Source organism: Streptomyces sp. NPDC002130 (assembly GCF_040296465.1).
Taxonomy (GTDB): Bacteria; Actinomycetota; Actinomycetes; order Streptomycetales; family Streptomycetaceae; genus Streptomyces.
The window spans coordinates 1-7172 of record NZ_JBEOXI010000340.1; the positions used below are offsets into that span (position 1 = coordinate 1).

A 7172-nucleotide genomic window follows, 5' to 3' on the forward strand; every position below is an offset into this window, starting at 1 on the left:
GGCGTGTTCACCTCCGGCGGCACCCAGTCCAACCTCCAGGCCCTGCTGCTGGCCCGCGAGGAAGCCAAGAGCAACGACCTCGCCGAACTGCGCATCTTCGCCTCCGAGGTCAGCCACTTCAGCGTGAAGAAGTCCGCGAAGCTGCTCGGCCTCGGCCAGGACGCCGTGGTCTCCGTACCCGTCGACCACGACAAGCGCATGCAGACCGTCGCGCTCGCCCGTGAGCTGGAGCGCTGCAAGCAGGACGGCCTCGTCCCCATGGCCGTCGTCGCCACCGCCGGCACCACCGACTTCGGTTCCATCGACCCGCTGCCCGAGATCGCGGAGCTGTGCGAGCAGTTCGGCACCTGGATGCACGTCGACGCCGCGTACGGCTGCGGCCTCCTCGCCTCCCTGAAGCACCGCGACCGCATCAGCGGCATCGAGCGCGCCGACTCGGTCACCGTCGACTACCACAAGTCCTTCTTCCAGCCGGTGAGTTCCTCGGCCGTGCTCGTGCGGGACGCGGCCACGCTCCGCCACGCCACCTACCACGCCGAGTACCTCAACCCGCGCCGCATGGTGGAGGAGCGCATCCCCAACCAGGTCGACAAGTCCCTGCAGACCACGCGCCGCTTCGACGCCCTGAAGCTGTGGATGACCCTGCGGACCATGGGCGCGGACGGCATCGGGCAGCTCTTCGACGAGGTGTGCGACCTGGCCCGGGAGGGCTGGAAGCTGATCGCCGCCGACCCGCGTTTCGACGTCGTCGTCGAGCCGAGCCTGTCGACGCTGGTCTTCCGCTACATCCCGGCGGCCGTCACCGACCCCGCCGAGATCGACCGCGCCAACCTCTACGCCCGCAAGGCCCTGTTCGCCTCCGGTGACGCCATCGTCGCGGGCACCAAGGTCGGCGGCCGCCACTACCTGAAGTTCACCCTGCTCAACCCCGAGACGCAGGCGTCCGACATCGCCGCCGTCCTCGACCTGATCGCCGGCCACGCCGAGCAGTACCTGGGAGAGTCCCTTGACCGCGCGTCCTGAAAACCCGACCGGAATCCATGACTTCGTGGGGATCGGGCTCGGCCCCTTCAACCTCGGCCTGGCCTGCCTGACCGAGCCGATCGACGAGCTCGACGGCGTCTTCCTGGAGTCCAAGCCCGACTTCGAGTGGCACGCGGGGATGTTCCTCGACGGCGCCCACCTCCAGACGCCGTTCATGTCGGACCTGGTCACCCTCGCCGACCCGACGTCCCCGTACTCCTTCCTGAACTACCTGAAGGAGAAGGGCCGGCTCTACTCGTTCTACATCCGCGAGAACTTCTACCCGCTGCGCGTCGAGTACGACGACTACTGCCGCTGGGCCGCGAACAAACTGAGCAGCATCCGCTTCGGCACGACGGTCGCCGAGGTGACGTACGAGGACGAGCTCTACGTCGTGACGACCACCGGCGGTGACACCTACCGGGCCCGTCACCTGGTCCTCGGCACCGGCACCCCGCCCTACATACCCGAGGCCTGCCAGGGCCTGGGCGGGGACTTCCTGCACAACTCCCGCTACCTGGACAACAAGGCGGAGCTCCAGAAGAAGGACTCGATCACCCTGGTCGGCTCCGGCCAGTCGGCCGCCGAGATCTACTACGACCTGCTCAGCGAGATCGACGTCCACGGCTACCGGCTGAACTGGGTCACCCGCTCACCGCGCTTCTTCCCGCTGGAGTACACCAAGCTCACGCTGGAGATGACGTCTCCCGAGTACGTCGACTACTTCCGCGAGCTGCCCGAGGCGACCCGCTACCGCCTCACGGCCGAGCAGAAGGGTCTGTTCAAGGGCATCGACGGCGACCTCATCAACGAGATCTTCGACCTGCTCTACCAGAAGAACCTCGGCGGCCCGGTCCCCACCCGGCTCATCACCAACTCCTCGCTGAACAGCGCGCGTTACGAGAACGGCACCTACACCCTCGGCTTCCGTCAGGAGGAGCAGGGCAAGGACTTCGAGCTGGACTCGCAGGGCCTGGTCCTGGCCACCGGCTACAAGTACGCCGAGCCGGAGTTCCTGGCCCCCGTCAAGGACCGCCTGGTCTACGACTCGCAGGGCAACTTCGACGTCGCCCGCAACTACGCGATCGACGTCACCGGCCGGGGGATCTTCCTGCAGAACGCCGGGGTCCACACGCACAGCATCACCAGCCCCGACCTCGGCATGGGCCCGTACCGGAACGCGTACATCATCCGCGAGCTGCTCGGCAGCGAGTACTACCCGGTGGAGAAGACGATCGCGTTCCAGGAGTTCGCCGTATGAGCGCCGCCACCGGTATCGGAACGCTCACCGTCCGCCCCCTCGACCCCCTGAAGGACGCCGGGCTGCTGCACTCCTGGGTCACCCACCCCAAGGCGGCCTACTGGATGATGCAGGACGCGAAGCTCCAGGACGTCGAGCGCGAGTACATGCGGATCGCGGCGCACGAGCACCACGACGCCTACCTCGGTCTGCACGAGGGCCGGCCGGCGTTCCTGATGGAGAAGTACGACCCGCGGTACGTCGAGCTGGTAGGCCTGTACGACCCGGAGCCCGGCGACGTCGGCATGCACTTCCTGGTCGCGCCGACCGACCGGCCGATCCACGGCTTCACCAAGGCCGTCATCACCACCGTGATGGACGAGCTGTTCGCCGACCCGCGCACCCGCCGGGTCGTGGTGGAGCCCGACGTGAGCAACAAGGCAGTCCACGCGCTCAACGAGGCCGTCGGCTTCGTGGCCGAGCGCGAGATCGACAAGCCGGAGAAGCGCGCGCTGCTGAGCTTCTGCACGCGTGCACAGTTCCTGGCCGCCCGAGGAGTAGCCGTATGACCCTGTCCGACGCCGTAGCGCATCTGTCCCCCCACCGCTGGGCGCGGGCCAACCGCCTCCTGATCCGCAAAGCGCTCGCCGAGTTCGCGCACGAGCGGCTGATCACCCCCGAGCAGGACGGGGAGCAGTACGTCGTCCGCAGCGATGACGGCCTGACGAGCTACCGCTTCTCCGCGACCCGCCGCGCCCTGGACCACTGGCAGGTGGACGCCGAGTCGATCACCCGCCACCGGGACGGCACCGAGGTCCCCCTCGCCGCGCTGGACTTCTTCATCGAACTGCAGAAGTCCCTCGGCCTGAGCGACGACATCCTGCCGGTGTACCTGGAGGAGATCTCCTCCACCCTCTCCGGCACCTGCTACAAGCTCACCAAGCCGAAGACCACGGCGGCCGAACTGGCCCGGGGCGACTTCCAGGCCATCGAGACCGGCATGACCGAGGGCCACCCCTGCTTCGTCGCCAACAACGGCAGGCTCGGCTTCGGCATCCACGAGTACCTGTCCTACGCGCCGGAGACGGCGAGCCCCGTCCGCCTGGTGTGGCTGGCCGCGCACCGGTCCCGCGCCGCGTTCACGGCCGGCGTCGGCATCGAGTACGAGTCGTTCCTGCGCGAGGAGCTGGGCGCGGAGACCGTCGACCGCTTCCACGGCGTCCTGCGCGACCAGGACCTGGACCCGGCCGATTACCTCCTCATCCCGGTCCACCCCTGGCAGTGGTGGAACAAGCTCAGTGTCACCTTCGCCGCCGAGGTGGCCCGTCAGCACCTGGTGTGCCTGGGCGAGGGCGACGACGAGTACCTGGCCCAGCAGTCCATCCGGACCTTCTTCAACCGGACCAGCCCCGAGAAGCACTACGTCAAAACCGCCCTGTCGGTCATCAACATGGGCTTCATGCGCGGCCTGTCGGCGGCCTACATGGAGGCGACCCCGGCGATCAACGACTGGCTGGCCCAGCTCATCGAGGGCGACCCGGTGCTCAGGTCAACCGGCCTGTCGATCATCCGGGAGCGCGCGGCGGTCGGCTACCGGCACCTGGAGTACGAGCAGGCGACGGACCGCTACTCGCCCTACCGCAAGATGCTCGCCGCACTGTGGCGGGAGAGCCCGGTGCCGTCGCTCCGAGAGGGCGAGTCCCTGGCCACGATGGCGTCCCTGGTTCACGTCGACGACCAGGGTGCCTCGGTGGCGGGCGCACTGATCGAGCAGTCGGGCCTCGCCCCGAAGGAGTGGCTGCGCCGCTACCTCCAGGCCTACTTCACACCCCTCCTGCACAGCTTCTACGCCTACGACCTGGTGTTCATGCCGCACGGCGAGAACGTCATCCTGGTGCTGAAGGACGGGGTCGTGCAGCGCGCGATCTACAAGGACATCGCCGAGGAGATCGCGGTCATGGACCCGGACGCGGTGCTGCCGCCGACGGTGGAGCGGCTCCGTGTGGAGGTCCCGGAGGACAAGAAACTCCTGTCGATCTTCACGGACGTCTTCGACTGCTTCTTCCGCTTCCTCGCGGCGAACCTCGCCACCGAGGGCGTCCTGGAGGAGACCGACTTCTGGCAGACGGTCGCGGACGTCACCCGCGCCTACCAGGAGTCGATGCCCGAACTCGCCGACAAGTTCAAGCAGTACGACATGTTCGCCCCCGAGTTCGCCCTCTCCTGCCTCAACCGCCTCCAACTCCGCAACAACGAACAGATGGTGGACCTGTCCGACCCGTCGGGCGCCCTCCAGCTGGTGGGCAACCTGAAGAACCCGATAGCGGACCTCTGACCCCACAGACGGACGGGCACCCCGGAGTACGGTCCTCCGGGGTGCCCGTCATCTTGCTTTCAGGGGGCGCCCCTTCAGGGGCGCGGGGAACTGCGCGACCAGCCCCCACGCACCCGCAGCCGAATCACCGACCGCCGGCCGCAGGCCACGGCACCTGCGGCGACCTGTAATAGCCGATCCCCAGCGCATCCCACCGCTCAGCCTGCGCAGCAAGCCGAACCTTGTACCGCTCCCAGTCATGAGAAGCCGCCGAAGACCACCCCAGCTCGGCGACCCCCGGCAACCGCGGAAACGCCATGAACTCGATGTGCCCGGAGTTCTCCAACGTCTCCGACCACATCGGCGCCTCGACACCCCGCACCGCACCACCCGGCACCCCCGGCAGATACGCCCCGGGATCCCAGTCGTACGACCGCTTCACCTCGACATACCCCGCCCACGACAGCCCCAGCGGCGTCTCCTTCGTGTACTTCATGTCGAGGTACACCCGGTCAGCCGGCGACAGGATCAGCCCGGTCCCGCTCTGCGCGGCCTTCACCACCCGCGCCTTCTCCTCCGCACCGGTGCCGTCCAGCCCCCAGTACTGCGCGAGAGCCCCCTTCACCGGGTCCGCCCCGGTCAGCTGGTGCCAGCCGACGACCGTCTTGCCGTACTTCTGGACGATCGGCTGCACCCGGTCCATGAACGTCACGTAGTCCTCATGGCTGGTGGAGTGCGCCTCGTCGCCCCCGATATGGAGGTACCTGCCCGGCGTGAGCGCGGCGATCTCCCGTATCACGTCGTCCACGAAGTCGTACGTGATCTCCTTGCCGACGCACAGCGAGCTGAAGCCGACCTCCGTGCCGGTGTACAGCGGGGGCGCAACGCCGTCGCAGTTCAGGTCGGCGTACGAAGCCAGCGCCGCATTCGTGTGGCCGGGCATGTCGATCTCGGGGACGACCTCCAGGTGGCGGGAGGCGGCGTACCGCACGATCTCCTTGTAGTCGGCCTTGGTGTAGAAGCCGCCGGGACCGCCGCCGACCTCCGTCGAACCGCCGTGGGTCGCAAGGCGCGGCCAGGAGTCGATCGCGATGCGCCAGCCCTGGTCGTCGCTGAGGTGCAGATGCAGTTTGTTGATCTTGTAGAGGGCGAGCTGGTCGATGTAGCGCTTGACCTGCTCGACGGTGAAGAAGTGCCGGGAGACGTCGAGCATGGCGCCGCGCCAGCCGTAGCGCGGGGTGTCCGTGATCGTGCCGCCCGCGACCAGCCACGGGCCTGGCTGCACGGAGTCCTGCTCGACGGCCGCGGGGAGCAGCTGGCGCAGGGTCTGCACGCCGTGGAAGAGCCCGGCGGGCCGGGCGGCGGTGATGGTGACACCGCCCCGGCCGCTGTCGAGCCGGTAGCCCTCGGCTCCGAAGGGGCCCTCGGCGAGGCGCAGTCGGATGCCCCCGGCGCCCTGGTCGGTGACGGGGAGGCGGTAGCCGGTGGAGGGGCGCAGGATCCTCGCGAGGTACTCGGCGACGCCGCGGGTCTCGCGGGAGCCGTCGACGCGTATATGGGTGCCGCGGGTGAGGCGGTACGGGGATCCGCCCGGGGCGACCGAGGCGGGCGCCGGGACCACCCGGTCGAGCGGGGTGGGCGATGCCGGCGGCGCGGGGGCGGCCCCGGTCACCGAAGCGGCCATCGCGACCAGCAGCAGGGATCCGAGAAGGCGGAGCGTTCTGTGGTGCTGTCTCACACGGCCATCTCTCACAAGAGTGTCCCTTCACGAGCCGTTGAGCTCCAAGAGGTCTGGACCACTCTCTCGTGAGTCGGGTGGAACAATCCACCTCATGGCGGAAATCATCCAGAAGGACGGCACGTGGGCCTTCGACGGGGACGCGCTGCGGCTGACTCCCGGACGGGACAAGAACGTCAGTGTGCTACGCAGGGAATTGGGTGAACTGGTCGTCCCGTTAGGGGCGTTGGCCGGCATCTCCTTGGAGCAGGGCAAGAAGTCGGGGCGGCTCAGACTCCGGCTGCGGGACGGCGCCGACCCCCTGCTGCACGCCACCGGCGGCCGGCTCACCGAGCCCCACGACCCGTACCAGTTGATCGTGGAGTCCGACCGCTACGGCGTCGCCGAGTACTTCGTGGACGAGGTCCGCAGCGCCCTGCTCCTCGACCAGGTCCCCGCCGGGCCGGTCGACGCGTATCTGCTGCCTGGTCCCTCCGTCCCACTGTCGGTCTCCGCCGGGGACGGCACCGCCGGTTTCGACGGCGAGCGCATACGCCTGGAGTGGAACTGGAAGACGGAGGACGCCAAGGCCGCCGCCGGCGCCCGTACGCTCGCTCTCACCGACATCACGGGCGTGGAGTGGCACCCGGCGGCCGGCCTGGAGAACGGGCACCTGCGCTTCACCGTGCGGCACGCGCCCACCAAGACCCCGCCCAAGTACGACCCCAACGCCGTGGAGCTGTGGGGCTTCAAGAAGGACCCGCTGATGGCGCTGGTCGCGGCCTCCCGCAGGGCGGGATATGCGGGAATCCCGCCTCGTGAGAAACGGAGGATTTCGTGAATACAGCCGCTCGGTGCGGACACTTTTACGGGTCCGG

The 7172-nt window shown here is 68.5% G+C and carries 5 protein-coding genes and 1 pseudogene; 5 read left to right on the forward strand and 1 reads right to left on the reverse strand.

The features are described 5' to 3' along the window. From desA to ABT116_RS37525, 4 genes are all read left to right on the forward strand, one after another. Positions 1-1023 (forward strand): lysine decarboxylase DesA (gene desA, locus ABT116_RS37510; protein ID WP_351643613.1); only part of this gene is annotated, 1023 nt, incomplete at its 5' end. Further along, entirely contained in the window at positions 1007-2284 is a 1278-nt protein-coding gene (locus ABT116_RS37515) for a lysine N(6)-hydroxylase/L-ornithine N(5)-oxygenase family protein (protein ID WP_351643617.1), read from the forward strand. The genes desA and ABT116_RS37515, both read left to right, overlap by 17 nt. After that, complete coding sequence (locus ABT116_RS37520; protein WP_351643621.1) at positions 2281-2832, forward strand: GNAT family N-acetyltransferase; 552 nt, start codon at positions 2281-2283, stop codon at positions 2830-2832. The genes ABT116_RS37515 and ABT116_RS37520 overlap by 4 nt, the downstream gene beginning before the upstream one ends. Beyond that, positions 2829-4598, forward strand: coding sequence for an IucA/IucC family protein (locus ABT116_RS37525; protein ID WP_351643627.1), 1770 nt, complete (start codon positions 2829-2831; stop codon positions 4596-4598). Before ABT116_RS37520 ends, ABT116_RS37525 begins: the two co-directional genes overlap by 4 nt. Before the next feature lie 124 nt (positions 4599-4722). On the opposite strand, the gene ABT116_RS37530 is transcribed toward ABT116_RS37525, so the two are convergent. Continuing rightward, positions 4723-6315 carry a beta-N-acetylhexosaminidase gene (locus ABT116_RS37530; protein ID WP_351643632.1) on the reverse strand — a complete coding sequence of 531 codons (1593 nt, stop codon included), beginning with the start codon at positions 6313-6315 and terminating at the stop codon, positions 4723-4725. Between the two features lie 94 nt (positions 6316-6409). Here ABT116_RS37530 and ABT116_RS37535 point away from each other — a divergent pair. After that, positions 6410-7090, forward strand: a pseudogene (locus ABT116_RS37535) (DUF4429 domain-containing protein); the annotation flags it as partial. Positions 7091-7172: the final 82 nt, after the last annotated feature.